The organism is Streptomyces sp. NPDC058796 (genome assembly GCF_042745235.1).
In the GTDB taxonomy this organism is placed as follows: Bacteria; Actinomycetota; Actinomycetes; order Streptomycetales; family Streptomycetaceae; genus Streptomyces.
This window is the reverse complement of sequence record NZ_JBHYOP010000007.1, coordinates 325,434-342,389: the sequence shown is the minus strand read 5'-3', so window position 1 is coordinate 342,389 and position 16,956 is coordinate 325,434. Positions and strand designations below refer to the sequence as shown.

The following is a 16,956-nucleotide window of genomic DNA, read 5'->3' as shown; positions in this document are numbered from 1 at the left end:
AATTCGGACGGGGACGCGCGGCTCAGCGCAGCGAGACCGGATCGATGCCCAGCAAGCCGGACAGTGCCTCCTCGCCCGCCGGCGTCACCTTCACCGCCCGCCCGGAGCCGATGCGCACGCACCAGCCCGAGTCCAGGGCGTGCCGGCACAGGGCCGCACCCGCGACGCCCGCGAGGTGGGGGCGGCGTTCGGTCCAGTCGAGGCAGGCCCGGGCCAGCGGTCGGCGACCGGTGCGCCTCAGGGCGATCCCGGCGGTCTCGAACCAGCCGAGCCCCGCGTCCGTGAGCGCGAAGCCGGTGTCCTGGCGCAGCAGCCCGCGACCGGTCAGCGCGTCGGTGACCGCGATCCCGAGCCGCCCGGCGAGATGGTCGTAGCAGGTGCGTCCCCGGGCCATCGCCGACCCGGCGCTCGACGCCCGCAAGGTGCGCGGACGCCGCGCCTCGGGCGCCACCCGCGCGGCCAGGTCCTCCACCAGCTGCGCGACCCGCTCGTCGGCCAGGCGCACGTACCGGTGCCGCCCCTGCCGCTCCTCGGCCAGCAGCCCGCCCGCGACGAGCTTGCCCAGGTGCTCGCTCAGCGTGGAGGCGGCCACCCCGGCGTGCCGGGCCAGCTCACCGGCGGTCCACGCCCGCCCGTCGAGCAGGGCCAGCAGGCAGGCGGCCCTGGTCTCGTCGGCGATCAGCCCGGCCAGCCGCGCGAGTCCCGGGGCTCCGGCGTCCTTCTCGGTCATGCGTTCCAGGATGAGGGACGCACGGTTCGGCGCCGGCCGAAGTGTCCTCAGGTGCCCCGAGCCACCTGCGCGTACTGCTGTGCCAGCCCGTCCAGCAGCGCGGTCAGCCCGGTCTCGAAGGCCCGCTCGTCGATCTTCTCCTGCTGCTCGGCCAGGAGGTGGGCCTTTCCCAGGTGCGGATAGTCGGCCGGGTCGTAGGCGCTCGCGTCGTCCGGGAAGCCCCGGGCGAAGGAGCCGAGCGCGGAACCCATGACGAAGTACCGCATCAGCGCGCCGATGGAGGTGGCCTGGGCCGGCGGCCAGCCCGCCCGGACCATCGCGCCGTAGACGGCGTCCGCGAGGTGCAGCGCGGCCGGCCGGCGGCCGGGGCCGTGGGCCAGGACCGGGACGATGTTCGGATGGTCGCGCAGGGCCGCCCGGTAGGAGACGGCCCAGTCGTGCAGCGCGGTCCGCCAGTCCCGGCCGTCCTCGAACATCGACAGGTCGACCTGGGCGCTCACCGAGTCGGCGACGGCCTCCAGGATCTCGTCCTTGGTGCGGAAGTGGTTGTACAGCGAGGGGCCGCTGACCCCCAGCTCCGCCGCGAGCCGGCGGGTGGAGACGGCCGCGAGGCCCTCCGCGTCCACCAGCGCGCGGGCCGTCTCGACGATCCGGTCGGTGCTGAGCAGGGGCTTGCGCGGTCGGGCCATGGCGCACATAGTAGGGCTGCGAGCAGAAACTAGCAGTGCTAATTTAAATGTACGGCTTTCAAGAACGATGCAAGCTACGACGCAAGCCTTCTTTCCTGTGGGGTGACTCGGCATGAACCTGGAGCTCAGCGAGGAGCAGGCCGCCGTACGGCAGCTCGCCCGGGACTTCGTGGAGCGCGAGATCGCCCCCAACGTCGTCGCCTGGGACCGGGCCGAGGAGGTCGACCGGGCGATCGTGAAGAAGCTCGGCGAGGTCGGCTTCCTCGGGCTCACCGTCGACGAGGAGTACGGCGGCTCCGGTGGCGACCACCTCGCCTACTGCCTGGTGACGGAGGAGCTGGGCCGCGGCGACAGCTCCGTGCGCGGCATCGTCTCGGTCTCCCTCGGTCTGGTCGCCAAGACCATCGCCGCCTGGGGCGACGAGGAGCAGAAGCGGCGCTGGCTGCCGGGGCTCACCTCCGGCGAGTACGTCGGCTGCTTCGGCCTGACCGAGCCCGGCACGGGGTCGGACGCCGGGAACCTGACCACCCGCGCGGTGCGCGACGGCGACGACTACGTCGTCAACGGCACCAAGATGTTCATCACCAACGGCACCTGGGCCGACGTCGTGCTGCTCTTCGCCCGTTCCACCGACGCGCCCGGCCACAAGGGCGTCTCCGCCTTCCTGGTGCCCACCGACACGCCCGGCCTGTCCCGCCGTACCGTCCACGGCAAGCTCGGACTGCGCGGCCAGGCCACCGCCGAACTCGTCCTGGAGGACGTCCGCGTCCCCGCCTCGGCGATGCTCGCCCCGGAGGGCAAGGGCTTCTCGGTCGCCATGTCGGCCCTGGCCAAGGGGCGGATGTCGGTCGCGGCGGGCTGCGTCGGCATAGCCCAGGCAGCCCTGGACGCGGCCGTGAGGTACGCGGGCGAGCGCGAGCAGTTCGGGAAGACCATCGCCCATCACCAGCTCGTCCAGGAGCTGATCAGCGACATCGCCCTCGACGTGGACGCGGCCCGGCTGCTGACCTGGCGCGTCGCCGACCTGATCGACCGCGGACAGCCCTTCACGGTCGAGTCCTCCAAGGCCAAGCTGTTCGCCTCGGAGGCCGCCGTCCGTGCCGCCAACAACGCCCTCCAGGTCTTCGGCGGGTACGGCTACATCGACGAGTACCCGGCCGGAAAGCTGCTGCGCGACGCGCGCGTGATGACCCTCTACGAGGGCACCAGTCAGATCCAGAAGCTGGTCATCGGGCGGGCGCTGACCGGGGTCTCGGCCTTCTGAGCGCCCGGTGGGAGCTGCCTGAGTACGAGAACTGAGTACGTCGGCGGATGTGGCCCGGACCACATCCGCCGATCCTTTTCCCCATGAGTGACACACCGGTCAAGCAGCAGAGCACGGCGGCCTTCTACGGCCAGGCCGTGGCCTCGTTCGCGGTCGCGATGATCGCCACCGCCGTCGGCATCTACAACCTCCAGGCCGACGCGTGGGTGCGCGCCTTCCTCGCCGTCGCCGTCCTGTACCTCGTCACCTCGGCCTTCACGCTGGCCAAGATCATCCGTGACCGCCAGGAGGCCGTCCAGATCGTCAGCCGGGTCGACCAGGCCCGGCTGGACAAGCTCCTCGCCGAGCACGACCCCTTCGAGAAGCTGAGCTGACGCCCGCCGTACGCCGCCGCGCTAAGCGACCGCTCATACTCGGCGGTATGGTGGTGCTCCTGTCACCGAGAGGGGCGAACAAGCGATGAGTACGGCGGCCGAGACGACGGGCGGCGACATCGAGCCGTGGGAAGAGGTCACCCCGGACGCGGCCCGGCGGCTCCTGGTCGCCGCGGTGGAGGCCTTCGCCGAGCGCGGGTACCACGCGACCACGACCCGCGACATCGCCGGGCGGGCCGGCATGAGCCCGGCCGCGCTCTACATCCACTACAAGACGAAGGAAGAACTGCTCCACCGCATCAGCAGGATCGGTCACGACCGGGCGGTCGCCATCCTGCGGACCGCGGCCCAGGGCGAGGGCAGCGCCACCGAACGGCTCGCCGACGCCGTGAGCTCCTTCGTGCGCTGGCACGCCGGGCGCCGCACGACCGCGCGGGTGGTGCAGTACGAGCTGGACGCGCTCGGCCCCGAGGCCCGCGACGAGATCCTCGCCCTGCGCCGGCAGTGCGACGCCGCGGTGCGCGGCATCATCGAGGACGGCGTGGCGGCGGGCGAGTTCGACGTGCCGGACGTCAAGGGCACGACGCTGGCCGTGCTGTCGCTCTGCATCGACGTCGCCCGCTGGTTCAACGTGAACGGTCCGCGCACGCCCGACGAGGTCGGCGCCCTCTACGCCGACCTCGTGCTGCGCATGGTGGGCGCCGAACCGGCCGGCGCCGCTCAGGGGCGGTAGGTCAGAGGTAGTAGCGGGAGACCGACTCGGCGACGCACACCGGCTTGTCGCCGCCCTCGCGCTCCACGGTGAAGGCGACGGCCACCTGGATGCCGCCCTTGACGTCCTCGACCCCGGTGATCGTCGCCGTGGCGCGCAGGCGCGAGCCGACGGGGACGGGGGAGGGGAAACGGACCTTGTTGGTGCCGTAGTTGACGCCCATCTTCACGCCCTCGACCCTGATCAGCTGCGGCCCGAAGAGCGGGAGGAGCGACAGGGTCAGATAGCCGTGCGCGATGGTGGTGCCGAACGGTCCGGCGGCCGCCTTCTCCGGGTCCACGTGGATCCACTGGTGGTCGCCGGTCGCCTCGGCGAACAGGTCGATCCGCTTCTGGTCGACGTCCAGCCAGTCGGTGTACCCCAGCTGCTCGCCCACCGCCGCCTTCACCTCGTCGGCGGATGTGAAGATCCTCGGCTCTGCCATGTCCCGGCCTCTCTGCTCGCTCGACCTGTGTGATCGACCCGGGTGCTCGACACGTGTGCCCGACCCGTGTGCTCGACTCTAAGCGACTGCTTAGCATGGTCGCCCGCGAAGCCCCTGTCAACGGACCGGGGGCGTCCAGGCGGGTGACCGGGTCGGTAGGGTCTGAGGAGTGCCTCAGATTCCCGAGAAGATCCACGAGCTCACGGTCGGCCAGCTCGCCGCGCGCAGCGGCGCCGCCGTCTCCGCCCTGCACTTCTACGAGTCCAAGGGCCTGATCACCAGTCGCCGCACCTCCGGCAACCAGCGCCGCTTCAGCCGTGACGCGCTGCGCCGGGTCGCCTTCGTGCGCGCGGCCCAGCGTGTGGGCATCCCGCTCGCCACGATCCGCGAGGCGCTCGCCGAACTGCCGGAGGAGCGCACGCCCACCGAGGAGGACTGGGCCCGGCTCTCCGCGTCCTGGCGCTCAGAACTGGACGAACGCATCAAGCAGCTGAACCGCCTGCGCGACCACCTCACCGACTGCATCGGCTGCGGCTGCCTGTCCCTGGACACCTGCGTCCTGTCCAACCCCGACGACGTCTTCGGTGAACGCCTCACCGGGTCCCGTCTGCTGGTGGAGCGGCGGGACACCGCGGCCCCCAAGTCCGCGAGCCGCGCCCGGGAGCGGGAGGCGGAGTGCTGCGACTGACCGCGAGGCGACGTCCGCACGGCCACGGACGCGTCCCGTCGGGGGCGCGGCATCCCCTGCGCGCCCCCGGGCCGGCTACGCCGACATCAGCAACCGTCCCCGCCGGGCGTCCGCCAGCGCGTCGGGGGTGAGGACGGGCCGCGGAACCAGGATTCCGCAGTCCGTGCAGACGGGGCCCGTGGAGGGCTCGTGGTCGAGGTCGTACTTCCAGACGAGGCGCTCCCCGTCGCAGACCGGGCACACCGAGCCCGGTTCGCGCTCCAGCGCGGAGATCAGCCCGCGCAGCACCTCCGCCAGCGGCCCGTCGGGGTGGACCCGGGGGTCGTCGCACCAGGCGACCCCGAAACCGCCCCAGGTCAGCCGGTGCCAGTCGTCCACGCTGCCCGGCCTGCGCAGCCCGTCGTGCTTCTCCTTCCTGCGCCGCTCGGCGAACTCGACCTCGTAGGCCAGCCACACCGACCGCGCCTCCTCCAGCTCCTCCAGTGCGGCCACGAGCCGCGCTGGGTCCGGGGAGCGGTCCTCCGGGCCGAACCCGGCCCGCGAGCACAGATGGTCCCAGGTCGCCCTGTGCCCGTAAGGGGCGAACCGTTCAAGGCACTTGCGCAGCGAGTAGCGCCGTAGCGCCAGGTCGCACCGTGGATCTCGGACCTGTCTCGCGAGACTCCGGAAACCGGCCATCGCCCTGCACCTCCGTCACACCTGCACCTGTACTTCGGTCACTTCGGCGTCGTCCAGCGGACGTCGCCGAATAGACGTATCGACAGGCGATTCGGCTCCATCCGCTTTCCGATGCCCCTCATAAGCCGATCCACCCGCTCCGAAAAGTGACGCATGTTCATCTTCCAACTCGGGGATACCGGCGGTAACGTCCGGCCAACCCCCAGTCGGGAGGAGCTGCCATGCCACGGCGCACCCCACGCAACGCCCTCGACAGACTGAGAACTCCCCGCGGCTTCCACGGGTTCCTGAAGGGCGCGTCCGTATGCGCCCTCGTTGCCGGCCTTTTGTCACCGCTTTCCCCGGCGATGGCCGCCGACGCCGGAATCCCGGCCGCACCCGCCGCACCCGCGGCCGCGAACGACCACTGCGGCGGCCAGTGTTCGGACATCCTGCCGCCCGGCCAGAACGGCAACGCCACCCTCGCCCAGATCCTGCTCAACCAGGCTTTCGGCACCCAGCCCGCCCACGCCGAGGACCAGCTCGGGCCCTACGCGAACCTCGCCACCGGCTACACCGGCCTGACCAACGACAAGATCAACACCTTCTTCAACGACGCCTCCTTCGGCGTCCCCGACGGCCAGGTCGCCTCCACGGTCCGCCCCGCCGGACGCGACGACGTGACGATCGTCCGGGACAAGAGGACCGGTGTGCCGCACATCACCGGCACCACCCGCTACGGCACCGAGTTCGGCGCGGGCTACGCCGCCGCCCAGGACCGGCTGTGGCTGATGGACCTCTTCCGGCACGTCGGGCGCGGCCAGTTGACCCCCTTCGCCGGCGGGGCCCCCGCCAACCAGGGACTGGAGCAGCAGTTCTGGCGCAGCGCCCCCTACACCGAGGCCGACCTGGAGGCGCAGATCGAGAGCGCCGCCGCCAAGGCCGGGGAGCGCGGCAAGCTGGCCCTCGCGGACGTGGATGCCTACCTCGCCGGCATCAACGCCTACATCGACGCCTCCGACAAGGGCCGCTACTTCCCCGGCGAGTACGTCCTGACCGGCCACAAGAACGCCATCACCAACGCCGGTACCATCGAGCACTTCGAGCGCGCCGACCTGGTCGCGCTGGCCTCCGTCATCGGCTCCCTCTTCGGCTCCGGAGGCGGCGGCGAGGTCACCAACGCGCTCTCGCTGCTCGCCGCCCAGGAGAAGTACGGGGTCGAAGAGGGCACGAAGGTCTGGGAGTCCTTCCGGCAGCGCAACGACCCCGAGGCCGTCCTCACCCAGCAGGACGGCAGCTTCCCGTACCTGACCCCGCCCGGGAACCCGCGGGGCCGCGCCCTGCCCGACCCCGGCTCGGTCGAGGCGGAGCCCCTGGTGCACGACCGTACGGGCAGCGCGGCCGCGTCGAGCGCGACCGGTGCCTCCGCCGGCGCGGCGGACGCGGCCCTCTTCTCGGCCCGGCGCGGCATGTCCAACGCGCTCGTCGTCAGCGGCGAGCACACCGCGAGCGGCCACCCGGTCGCCGTCTTCGGCCCGCAGACCGGATACTTCGCGCCCCAGCTCCTCATGCTCCAGGAGATACAGGGCCCCGGCATCAGCGCCCGCGGCGCCTCGTTCGCGGGTCTGAGCATGTACGTCGAACTCGGCCGCGGCCAGGACTACGCGTGGAGCGCGACCACCTCGGGTCAGGACATCATCGACACCTACGCGGTCGAACTGTGCCAGGACGACCACCACTACCTCTACCGCGGCGAATGCACGCCGATGGAGAAGGTCGAGCGGAAGAACGCCTGGAAGCCCACCGTCGCCGACGGCACCAAGGCCGGCTCCTACACGATGCGGGTCTGGCGCACCGAGTACGGCCCGGTCCAGTACCGGGCCACGGTCGACGGCAAGAAGGTCGCCTACACCTCCCTGCGCTCCTCGTTCATGCACGAGGCCGACTCGATCATCGGCTTCCAGATGCTCAACGACCCGGAATACCTGAACAGCCCCGAGCGCTTCCAGAGCGCGGTGCAGCACATCAACTACACCTTCAACTGGTTCTACGCCGACTCCGAGCACACCGCGTACTACAACAGCGGCGACAACCCGGTACGGGCGGACGGCGTCGACGCCGACTTCCCGGTCTGGGCCGGCCCGGCGTACGAATGGCGGGACTGGGACCCGGCCGCCAACACCGCCCGCTACACTCCGCCCTCCGCCCACCCGCAGTCCCTGGACCAGGACTACTACGTCTCCTGGAACAACAAGCAGGCCAGGGACTACACCACCGCACCCTGGGGCAACGGCTCCGTCCACCGCGGCAACCTGCTCGACGACCGCGTCCAGAAGCTGGTCGCCGAGGGCGGCGTCACCCGGGCCGCGCTGGTGAAGGCGATGGCCGAGGCGGGCCTCGCCGACCTGCGGGCCGAGGACGTGGTGCCCGGCCTGCTGAAGGTGATCGAGTCGGCCCCGGTCACCGACCCCGCGGCGAAGACGGCCGTGGACCGGCTCAAGGCGTGGACCGCGGCGGGCTCCCTGCGCACGGAGACGTCGGCCGGCTCGAAGAAGTACGCGCACGCCGACGCCGTCCGCACCCTGGACGCCTGGTGGCCGCTGCTGGTGAAGGCCGAGTTCGAACCGGGCCTCGGCACCGGCCTGTACACCGCCTTCACCCGCAACCTGCCCGTCGACGAGTCACCGTCCGCCGCCCACGGCCCGACCGGCGCCCACGCCGGCAGCGCCTTCCAGTACGGCTGGTGGAGCTATGTCGACAAGGACATCCGGTCCGTGCTCGGTGAACCCGTCAAGGGTCCCCTGGCGCGCGAGTACTGCGGCGGCGGCGACCTGGCCGCCTGCCGGGACACCCTGGTCGCCACCCTGAAGGAGGCGGCGGCCCGGACGCCCGCCCAGGTCTACCCCGGCGACGAGAACTGTTCGGCGGGCGACCAGTGGTGTGCCGACTCGGTGATCCACCGCACCCTCGGCGGCATCAAGCACGGCGGCATCAGCTGGCAGAACCGGCCGACCTACCAGCAGGTCGTGGAGTTCACGTCCCACCGGTGACCGGCCGGTCCGGCGGTCACCTGTAGAGGAGGTACTGGCGGCGCGTCCGGCGGAACGCCGCCAGTTCCTCCTGCCAGGCGCCCACCACCTCGTCGGCGTCCGCGTCCGCGTCGATCATCGTGCGCACCCGGGTGGACCCGGTGAGCTTGTCGATCCAGTTGTCCGGCCGCCAGGCGAAGCCGTCCCAGCTCCGCCTGGCGGTCACCAGGAGCGCGATCCCGGTGCGCACCGGGTCGAAGGCGGCCCGGTCGTGCACGTGGAGCTGCACGCCGCCGACGGTCTTCCCCTGGAACTTGGAGAAGGTGGGCGCGAAGTACGCCTCCCTGAACCGCACACCGGGCAGGCCGAGCTCGTTCGCGGCGGCGGCCCAGCTCCCGTCGATGCCCTCTGCCCCGATCAACTCGAACGGACGGGTGGTGCCGCGCCCCTCCGACAGGTTCGTGCCCTCGAACAGGCACGTCCCCGAGTACACCAGCGCGCACTCCGGCGTCGGCATGTTCGGGCTCGGCGGCACCCAGGGCAGCCCGGAGGTGTCGAAGAACTCCGAGCGCTTCCAGCCGGACATCGTCACGGTCTCCAGCGGCACCGGCGACTGGAGGAACTCGCCGTTGAAGAGCCGGGCCAGCTCGGCGACCGTCATGCCGTGCGCCTGCGCGACGGGTTTGCGGCCGACGAAGGTCGCGAACTCCTCGTGCAGGACCGGACCGAGGGCCGCCCGCCCGGTCACCGGGTTCGGCCGGTCCAGGACCACGAACCGCTTGCCCGCGAGCCGGGCCGCCTCCATGCAGTCGAACAGCGTCCAGATGTACGTGTAGAAGCGCGCGCCCACGTCCTGGATGTCGAAGACGACGGTGTCCACGCCGGACGCCGTGAAGATGTCCGCGAGCGGCTGCCCGCTCTTCAGGTACGTGTCGTAGACCGGCAGGCCGGTCGCCGGGTCGTCGTACCGCCCTTCGGAACCGCCCGCCTGCGCGGTGCCCCGGAAACCGTGCTCGGGGCCGAAGACGGCGATCAGGTCCACGCGGTCGTCGGCGTGCATGACGTCGACGATGTGGCGTACGTCCCTGGTGACGCCGGTCGGGTTGGTCACGACGCCGACCCGCTGCCCGTCGAGCGGGGCGTAGCCGTCGTCGGCGAGGCGCTCGAAGCCGGTGCGCAGCCGGCGGCCGCCGTGGCCCTCCGGCGCCGCCTGTGCCGTGCCGGTCGCGGCGGCCGTGGTGGCCGCCGTGGTGGCCGCGACCGCGGCCGTCGTGGCGAGCAGGGACCGTCTGGACAGCGTCATGCGGTGACCTCCGTGATCGCGGCGGGTGTCATGCGCACGCACGCTAACCCGCGCTCCCGGCCGTACGGAATGGAGTAGACCGCGTTTCGCCCCTTCCGTCGTACATACCGACTGGTTAGTCTGACGTTGCACCGGGCCCACGCAGGTGGCGCCGCAGCCGTGTCGAAGGAGACCGATGGTGGAAGCCGTGCAGGATGCCTCAGTCGTGGTCACCGGAGCGGGGGGCGGCATAGGCGCCGCCCTGGCCCGCCGCTTCGCCGCCGAGGGCGCCCGCGTCGTCGTCAACGACCTGGACGCCGACCGGGCGAAGGCCGTCGCCGAGGAGATCGGCGGCATCGCGGTCCCGGGGGACGCCTCCGCGGTCGTCGGCGAGGCCCGCGAGGCGCTGGGCGGCACGGTCGACGTGTACTGCGCCAACGCGGGCGTCGGCTCCGGAGGTTCACAGGCGGCGGACGAGGCGGTCTGGGCGCTCGCCTGGGACGTCAACGTCATGGCCCACGTGCGCGCGGCCCACGAGCTGATCCCCGACTGGCTGGAGCGCGGCAGCGGCCGCTTCGTCTCCACCGTCTCCGCCGCCGGTCTGCTCACCATGATCGGCGCCGCCCCCTACAGCGTCACCAAGCACGGCGCCTACGCCTTCGCCGAGTGGCTGTCCCTGACGTACCGCCACCGCGGCGTCAAGGTGCACGCCATCTGCCCGCAGGGCGTGCGCACCGACATGCTCACCGCGAGCGGCAGCGCGGGCGAACTGGTCCTCCAGCCCACCGCGATCGAACCCCAGGACGTCGCGGACGCCCTTTTCAAGGGCATCGAGGAGGACCGCTTCCTCATCCTCCCGCACCCCGAGGTCGCCGCGTACTACCAGGCCCGCGCCGCCGAGCCCGACCGGTGGCTGCACGGCATGAACCGGCTCCAGCGGCAGTGGGAGGAGGCGACGGCCCGATGACCGGCTCCCCTTACGCGTCCAGGCCCTGGCTGGACCTGCTGACCGACGCCCAGAAGGCGCCGCTCGACCCGGACGCCTCCCTGGTGCACGCCCTGCGCCGGGCCGCGGCCGAGGCGCCCGACCGCGCCTTCCTCGCCTACTTCGACGGCCGCCTCACCTACCGCGAGGTCGACGACCTCAGCGACTCCGTCGCCGGGCACCTCGCCGCGCGCGGGCTGGAGCGCGGGGACCGGGTCGCGGTCCTGCTGCAGAACTCGCCGCACTTCGTGCTCGCGGTGCTGGGGGCCTGGAAGGCCGGCGCGGTGGTCGTGCCGGTCAACCCGATGTACAAGGCGGGGGAGGTCGGCCACGTCCTGCGGGACGGCGAGGTGGCCGCCCTGATCTGCTCCGACCGGGCCTGGGAGTCGTACCTGCGCGAGACGGCGGCCGAGTCGCCGGTGCGGATCGTGCTCACCGGGTGCGAGCTGGACTTCCAGAGCCGCCAGGACGCGCGCGTGCTCACCTTCGAGCGGCTGCCGGCCGCCCCCGACGCCGAGGACCTCACCGAGGCGGCCCGCGCGGGGCACGAGGCCCCGGCCGGACGCGACCCGGAGCCGGGTGACACCGCGCTGATCAGCTACACCTCCGGCACCAGCGGCACCCCCAAGGGCGCGACCAACACGCACCGCAACATCATGTACAACGCCGAACGCCAGCGCACCGGCCTCGGCCTGCCCGAGGCACCGGTCTACTTCGCGCTGGCGCCGCTGTTCCACATCACCGGCATGGTCTGCGAGCTGGGCGCCTGCCTGAACAGCACGGGCACGCTCGTCCTGGCGTACCGCTTCGAGGCCGGCGTGGTGCTGGACGCGTTCGCCGAGCACCGGCCGCACTACACGGTCGGCCCGTCCACCGCCTTCATGGCGCTGGCCGCCCACCCGTCCGTCACCCGGGAGCACTTCGCCTCCTTCGCGAACATCTCCTCGGGCGGCGCGCCGCTGCCGCCCGCCCTGGTGGAGAAGTTCCGCGCGGGTTTCGGGCCGTACATCCGCAACGGCTACGGGCTCACCGAGTGCACGGCGCCCTGTGCCTCGGTCCCGCCGCACCTGGAGGCGCCCGTCGACCCGGTCTCCGGGACCCTCGCCGTCGGCGTGCCCGGCCCCGACACGGTCGTCCGCGTCGTCGACGACCAGGGCGCGGAAGTGCCCTTCGGGGAGCAGGGCGAGATCGTCGTCAGCGGGCCGCAGGTCGTCCCCGGCTACTGGCGCCGCCCCGACGCCACCGCCGAGACCTTCCCCGGCGGAGAGCTGCGCACCGGCGACATCGGTTTCATGGACGCCCAGGGCTGGCTCTACGTCGTCGACCGCAAGAAGGACATGATCAACGCCTCCGGCTTCAAGGTCTGGCCCCGCGAGGTCGAGGACGTCCTCTACACCCACCCGGCCGTGCGCGAGGCCGCGGTCGTCGGGGTGCCCGACGGGTACCGCGGGGAGACCGTCAAGGCGTACATCAGCCTCCGTCCGGGCGCCGACACGGACCCGGACGCCCTCGCCGCGTACTGCGAGGAGAGACTGGCCGCCTACAAATACCCGCGTCAGGTGGAGATCCTGCCCGAACTGCCGAAGACGGCGAGTGGGAAGATCCTCCGTCGGGAACTGCGTTCCCGTACGCGACAGGACGAACAGGAACGGCCACTGAACGGCCGCTGAACAGGAAAGGCAGGTGACGGCAGTGCCCAGGACCACGGACGGGGACGGCACTCCGGTGCCGCAGCGGCTCCTGGCCGCCGCCACCCGGCTCTTCGCGGAGCAGGGCTACGACCGCACCTCGGTCCAGGAGATCGTGGAGGCGGCCGGCGTCACCAAGGGCGCCCTCTACCACTACTTCGGCTCCAAGGACGACCTCCTGCACGAGGTCTACGCGCGCGTGCTGCGCCTCCAGCAGGAACGCCTGGACGCCTACGCGGACTCCGACGAGCCGGTCGAGAAGCGGGTGCGCGAGGCGGCGGCCGACGTCGTCGTCACCACCATCGACAACCTCGACGACGCGTCGATCTTCTTCCGCTCCATGCACCAGCTGAGTCCGGAGAAGAACAAGCAGGTGCGCGCCGAGCGCCGGCGCTACCACGAACGCTTCCGCGCGCTCATCGAGGAGGGCCAGCGGGCCGGCGTCTTCACCAAGGAGGCCCCGGCCGACCTGGTGGTGGACTACCACTTCGGCTCCGTGCACCACCTGTCCACCTGGTACCGCCCCGACGGCCCGCTCAGCCCGCAGGAGGTCGCCGACCACCTGGCGGACCTGCTGCTGCGGGCGCTGCGTCCGTGAGGCGTCCCGTGAGGTGATCGGCGAGGGCCGCCGCCGCGGGGTTGCGCGGCCGCGGCCCGCGGCCGGCCAGTACGACGGTCCGGCCCGGCTCCGGCTGCCGGATCTCCACGCACGGCAGCCCGGCCCGCTCACCGATCCGGCGCGGCACGAACGCCACACCGATCCCGGCCCGCACCAGGTCGACCAGCAGCCCGATCTGGGTCACGTCACAGGTGATCCGGCGCTCCAGGCCGCAGTGCGCGGCCAGGCGCCGTACCGCCGTCTCCAGACCCGTGCCCGCGCGGAAGTCGACGAACGGCTCGTCGGCCAGATCCTTGATGAGTGTCCGCCCCGCGCCGGCGAGCGGGTGGCCCGGTGCCGTGATCAGTACCAGTTCCTCCTGCCAGGCCGCGTACGGGGAGAGGCCCTCGGGCAACGCGCCCCCGTCCGGTACGAGATAGGCGAGGTCCAGCTCGCCCGCGCGCAGCGCATCGGTCAGCTCACCGACCGGCGCGTCCCGCACCGACACCTGCACGCCGGGGAAGCGGCGGTGGAAGGTGGCCAGTTCGGCCGGGAGGTCCACGCAGGTCAGCGTCTGGATCGTGCCGATCGCCACCCGGCCGGTGGCCAGCCCCGCGACGTCGGCGACCGCGTGCCGCGCCTCCTCCGCGCCGGCCAGCAGCGCGCGGGCCCGCGGCAGCAGGGCCCGGCCGGCCTCCGTGAGCACGACCCGGCGGCCCGTCCGGTCGAACAGGTCGGCGCCCAGCTCCCGTTCCAGGTTGCGGACCGAGGTGCTCAGCGCCGACTGCACGATCAGTTCGCGGCGGGCCGCGGCGGTGAAGCCGCCTTCGGTGACGACCGCCATGAAGTGGCGGAGCTGGCGGATCTCCATCCATCTATTCTAGAGATGGGCGGCAGCGACACGATCTGTTGGACCGCTGCCCGGTCCGCGAGCCAGCCTGAAGACATGACTCGCAGACCGTCACTGTGGCTCCGCCTCGTCTCGTTCGCCCGCGCGCTCGCGCACGCGGACCACCACTACAGCGGCGGCTACTAGCCCGCCGGCCGCTAGAGGTACTTCTTGATCTCCCGCCGCGCCAGCGAGCGCTGGTGCACCTCGTCCGGACCGTCGGCGATCATCAGCGTCCGCGCGCCCGCGTACAGCTCGGCCAGCGGGAAGTCCTGGCTCACGCCGCCCGCGCCGTGCAGCTGGATCGCCCGGTCGATGATGTCCACCACCGCGCGGGGCGTGGCGATCTTGATGGCCTGGATCTCGGTGTGGGCGCCCTTGTTGCCGACCGTGTCCATCAGCCAGGCGGTCTTGAGCACGAGGAGCCGCAGCTGCTCGACGGTGACCCGGGCGTCCGCGATCCAGTTGTGGACCACGCCCTGCTGGGCCAGGGCCTTGCCGAAGGCCTCGCGGGACACCGCGCGGCGGCACATCAGCTCGATCGCGCGCTCGGCCATGCCGATCAGCCGCATGCAGTGGTGGATGCGGCCCGGGCCCAGGCGCGCCTGGGCGATGGCGAAACCGCCGCCCTCCTCGCCGATCAGGTTCGACACCGGCACCCGCGCGTGGTCGAAGGTCACTTCGGCGTGGCCGCCGTGGTAGTGGTCCTCGTAGCCGAAGACCTGCATGGCCCGGTTGACGGTCACGCCGGGCGTGTCGCGCGGAACCAGCACCATGGACTGCTGGCGGCGGATGTCCGCCCCGTCCGGGTCCGTCTTGCCCATCACGATGAAGATCTTGCAGTCCGGGTTCATCGCCCCGGAGATGTACCACTTGCGGCCGGTGATGACGTACTCGTCGCCGTCGCGCTCGATGTGCGTGGTGATGTTCGTGGCGTCGGAGGAGGCCACGTCCGGCTCGGTCATCGCGAAGGCCGAGCGGATCTCACCGGCGAGCAGCGGCTCCAGCCACTGCTTGCGCTGCGCCTCGTCGGCGAACTGGGCCAGCACCTCCATGTTCCCGGTGTCCGGGGCGGCGCAGTTCGTCGCCGTGGGTGCCAGCTGCGGGCTGCGGCCGGTGATCTCGGCGAGCGGGGCGTACTGGAGGTTGGTGAGGCCGGCGCCGTGCTCGGCGTCGGGGAGGAAGAGGTTCCACAGGCCCTGGCGGCGCGCCTCGGCCTTGAGGTCCTCGACGACCTGCGGGGTGTCCCAGGGGGAGGCGAGCCGGGCGCGCTGCTCGTGGGCCACCTGCTCGGCCGGGTAGACGTACTCGTCCATGAAGGCGAGCAGCTTGGCGCGGAGTTCCTCGGTGCGTGCGTCGAACGCGAAGTCCATGGCGGGTCAGCCCTCCTGAAGGGTGGTCAGGCCGTGCTCGATGAAGACGGGGACGAGGTCGCCGATGCGGTCGAAGCCGCGGCCGACCGTCTGGCCCAGCGTGTAGCGGTAGTGGATGCCCTCCAGGATCACGGCGAGCTTGAACCAGGCGAACGCCGTGTACCAGGCGACGGCGGACACGTCGCGTCCCGAGCGCGCGGCGTACCGCTCGATCAGCTCGGCGGGGGCGGGGTGGCCGGGGGCCTGGGCCGTGGTGGAGACGGGGGAGTCGGGCATGCCGAGCGGGCTGCTGTACATCGCCAGCAGGCCGAGGTCGGTGAGCGGGTCGCCGAGGGTGGACATCTCCCAGTCGAGGATCGCCCGGATCTCGTCGTCCTCCCCGCCGATCAGGACGTTGTCGAGGCGGTAGTCGCCGTGCACGACGGTCGGGGCGGGTGAGCGGGGCAGTTCCCGGCCGAGGGTGGCGTGCAGCTCGTCGATGCCGGCCAGGTCGCGGTCGCGGGAGGCGTCCAGCTGCTTGGCCCAGCGTCGGAGCTGGCGGTCCAGGAAGCCCTCGGGGCGGCCGAAGTCCGCGAGGCCCGCCTCGGCGGGGTCCACCGCGTGCAGGCCGACGAGCGTGTCGACGAGGTTCAGCACGGCGGCCCGGGTGCGCTCCGGGCCGAGCGGGGCGAGCTGTTCCGCGGTGCGGTACGGGGTGCCCTCCACGAACTCCATGACGTAGAAGGGCGACCCGAGGACGTCCTCGTCCTCGCAGAGCAGGACCGGACGCGGCACCGGTACGTCGGTGGGGTGCAGGGCGCTGATCACGCGGTGTTCGCGCTTCATGTCGTGGGCGGTGGCCAGGACATGGCCCAGCGGGGGTCGTCTCACGACCCAGCGCGCGGTACCGTCCGTAACCGCGTACGTGAGGTTCGACCGTCCGCCCTCGATCAGCCGGCCGGACAGCGGGCCGGTCACCAGCCCGGGACGCTCGCGGTCGAGCAGGCCGCGCAACCGGTCGAGATCGAGTCCGGGCGGGTGGTCGGGGCTCATGCGTCGCTCCTACTGGCTGGTGACAGTACCCGACTCATGATGCCGACCGGTCGGTATGGCGTCCAGAGGGGGAGCGGAACGTGATCGGGGCCACGGGGGTCCGGGGCCCCGAAGTGCGGGCGCCGGTGCCTCTAGTGGTCGTCCCAGTGGCCCTCGTGGGCGGCGTGGCGGTGACCGTCGTGGAGGTAGTCGACGTGGTCGCCGTGGGCCACGCGCGCGTGCCCGCAGTTCTCGTCGTGCCGGTGCTCGTGGCTCTCGTGCGCGGTGTGGCCGGCGGGCTCGCACTCGTCCCAGTGGCCGCCGTGCGCGCGGTGCAGGTGCCCGTCGTGGGCGTAGTCGACGTGGTCGCCGTGCGGGACCTCGGTGTGTCCGCAGTCCGGGCCGTGGGTGTGGACGTGGGCGGTGTGTTCCTGGTGGAGAGTGGTCATGGAGCTCACCTTAGAGGTTCATATCGGGATATTCCGCTCGTGTTCGTGTCCAGG

General features: G+C 71.9%; 17 protein-coding genes. 8 read left to right on the top strand and 9 right to left on the bottom strand.

Annotated elements, in window-relative coordinates; translation table 11 throughout:
* Window positions 1–22: 22 nt before the first annotated feature.
* Both ACFW47_RS19920 and ACFW47_RS19915 read right to left on the bottom strand, forming a co-directional pair.
* Complete coding sequence (locus tag ACFW47_RS19920) at window positions 23–730, bottom strand: ArsR/SmtB family transcription factor (protein ID WP_386287361.1); 708 nt, start codon at window positions 728–730, stop codon at window positions 23–25.
* Between the two features lie 47 nt (window positions 731–777).
* Window positions 778–1,419: a TetR/AcrR family transcriptional regulator gene (locus tag ACFW47_RS19915; protein ID WP_386287363.1), complete on the bottom strand. Its 642-nt coding sequence runs from the start codon at window positions 1,417–1,419 to the stop codon at window positions 778–780.
* A 112-nt stretch (window positions 1,420–1,531) separates the two neighbouring features.
* On the opposite strand from ACFW47_RS19915, the gene ACFW47_RS19910 reads away from it, so the two are divergent.
* From ACFW47_RS19910 to ACFW47_RS19900, 3 genes are all read left to right on the top strand, one after another.
* Window positions 1,532–2,683, top strand: a complete 1,152-nt coding sequence (locus ACFW47_RS19910; RefSeq protein WP_386306460.1) for an acyl-CoA dehydrogenase family protein — start codon at window positions 1,532–1,534, stop codon at window positions 2,681–2,683.
* 83 nt (window positions 2,684–2,766) lie between these two features.
* Complete coding sequence (locus tag ACFW47_RS19905) at window positions 2,767–3,057, top strand: YiaA/YiaB family inner membrane protein (protein WP_386306459.1); 291 nt, start codon at window positions 2,767–2,769, stop codon at window positions 3,055–3,057.
* A gap of 85 nt (window positions 3,058–3,142) precedes the next feature.
* Window positions 3,143–3,790: a TetR family transcriptional regulator gene (locus ACFW47_RS19900; protein WP_386306458.1), complete on the top strand. Its 648-nt coding sequence runs from the start codon at window positions 3,143–3,145 to the stop codon at window positions 3,788–3,790.
* Between the two features lies 1 nt (window position 3,791).
* On the opposite strand, the gene ACFW47_RS19895 is transcribed toward ACFW47_RS19900, so the two are convergent.
* Window positions 3,792–4,253 carry a MaoC family dehydratase gene (locus ACFW47_RS19895; protein ID WP_386287371.1) on the bottom strand — a complete coding sequence of 154 codons (462 nt, stop codon included), beginning with the start codon at window positions 4,251–4,253 and terminating at the stop codon, window positions 3,792–3,794.
* Window positions 4,254–4,422: 169 nt separating this feature from the next.
* Between ACFW47_RS19895 and soxR the strand changes: the two genes are divergently transcribed.
* A complete protein-coding gene (soxR, locus tag ACFW47_RS19890) occupies window positions 4,423–4,941 on the top strand; it encodes a redox-sensitive transcriptional activator SoxR (RefSeq protein ID WP_386287373.1) in 519 nt (172 codons plus the stop codon).
* 75 nt (window positions 4,942–5,016) lie between these two features.
* On the opposite strand, the gene ACFW47_RS19885 is transcribed toward soxR, so the two are convergent.
* Window positions 5,017–5,619: a hypothetical protein gene (locus ACFW47_RS19885; protein ID WP_073730985.1), complete on the bottom strand. Its 603-nt coding sequence runs from the start codon at window positions 5,617–5,619 to the stop codon at window positions 5,017–5,019.
* A gap of 221 nt (window positions 5,620–5,840) precedes the next feature.
* Here ACFW47_RS19885 and ACFW47_RS19880 point away from each other — a divergent pair, with 221 nt between their 5' ends.
* Window positions 5,841–8,648: a penicillin acylase family protein gene (locus ACFW47_RS19880; RefSeq protein WP_386306457.1), complete on the top strand. Its 2,808-nt coding sequence runs from the start codon at window positions 5,841–5,843 to the stop codon at window positions 8,646–8,648.
* A gap of 16 nt (window positions 8,649–8,664) precedes the next feature.
* Here the strand turns inward: ACFW47_RS19880 and ACFW47_RS19875 are convergent, their stop codons facing one another.
* Window positions 8,665–9,930, bottom strand: a complete 1,266-nt coding sequence (locus ACFW47_RS19875) for an exo-beta-N-acetylmuramidase NamZ domain-containing protein (protein ID WP_386287377.1) — start codon at window positions 9,928–9,930, stop codon at window positions 8,665–8,667.
* A 175-nt stretch (window positions 9,931–10,105) separates the two neighbouring features.
* Here ACFW47_RS19875 and ACFW47_RS19870 point away from each other — a divergent pair, with 175 nt between their 5' ends.
* From ACFW47_RS19870 to ACFW47_RS19860, 3 genes are read left to right on the top strand one after another with little or no spacing between them, the layout of a single operon-like run.
* Complete coding sequence (locus ACFW47_RS19870; RefSeq protein WP_386306456.1) at window positions 10,106–10,876, top strand: SDR family oxidoreductase; 771 nt, start codon at window positions 10,106–10,108, stop codon at window positions 10,874–10,876.
* The gene (locus ACFW47_RS19865; protein ID WP_386306455.1) at window positions 10,873–12,564 is read left to right on the top strand and encodes a class I adenylate-forming enzyme family protein; all 1,692 of its coding nucleotides are present in this window, start codon (window positions 10,873–10,875) and stop codon (window positions 12,562–12,564) included. Before ACFW47_RS19870 ends, ACFW47_RS19865 begins: the two co-directional genes overlap by 4 nt.
* Before the next feature lie 22 nt (window positions 12,565–12,586).
* Complete coding sequence (locus tag ACFW47_RS19860) at window positions 12,587–13,180, top strand: TetR/AcrR family transcriptional regulator (RefSeq protein WP_386287382.1); 594 nt, start codon at window positions 12,587–12,589, stop codon at window positions 13,178–13,180.
* On the opposite strand, the gene ACFW47_RS19855 is transcribed toward ACFW47_RS19860, so the two are convergent.
* The 4 genes from ACFW47_RS19855 to ACFW47_RS19840 all read right to left on the bottom strand — a co-directional run bounded on the left by ACFW47_RS19855 (window position 13,119) and on the right by ACFW47_RS19840 (window position 16,902).
* Window positions 13,119–14,051: a LysR family transcriptional regulator gene (locus ACFW47_RS19855; protein WP_386306454.1), complete on the bottom strand. Its 933-nt coding sequence runs from the start codon at window positions 14,049–14,051 to the stop codon at window positions 13,119–13,121. The two genes, ACFW47_RS19860 and ACFW47_RS19855, sit on opposite strands and share 62 nt — an antisense overlap.
* Window positions 14,052–14,227: 176 nt before the next feature.
* Window positions 14,228–15,442 (bottom strand): acyl-CoA dehydrogenase, encoded by a 1,215-nt coding sequence (locus tag ACFW47_RS19850; RefSeq protein ID WP_386287386.1) that lies wholly within the window; start codon window positions 15,440–15,442, stop codon window positions 14,228–14,230.
* Window positions 15,443–15,448: 6 nt separating this feature from the next.
* Window positions 15,449–16,474: a phosphotransferase family protein gene (locus ACFW47_RS19845; protein WP_386287388.1), complete on the bottom strand. Its 1,026-nt coding sequence runs from the start codon at window positions 16,472–16,474 to the stop codon at window positions 15,449–15,451.
* A 131-nt stretch (window positions 16,475–16,605) separates the two neighbouring features.
* The gene (locus ACFW47_RS19840) at window positions 16,606–16,902 is read right to left on the bottom strand and encodes a hypothetical protein (protein ID WP_386287389.1); all 297 of its coding nucleotides are present in this window, start codon (window positions 16,900–16,902) and stop codon (window positions 16,606–16,608) included.
* Window positions 16,903–16,956 lie beyond the last annotated feature (54 nt).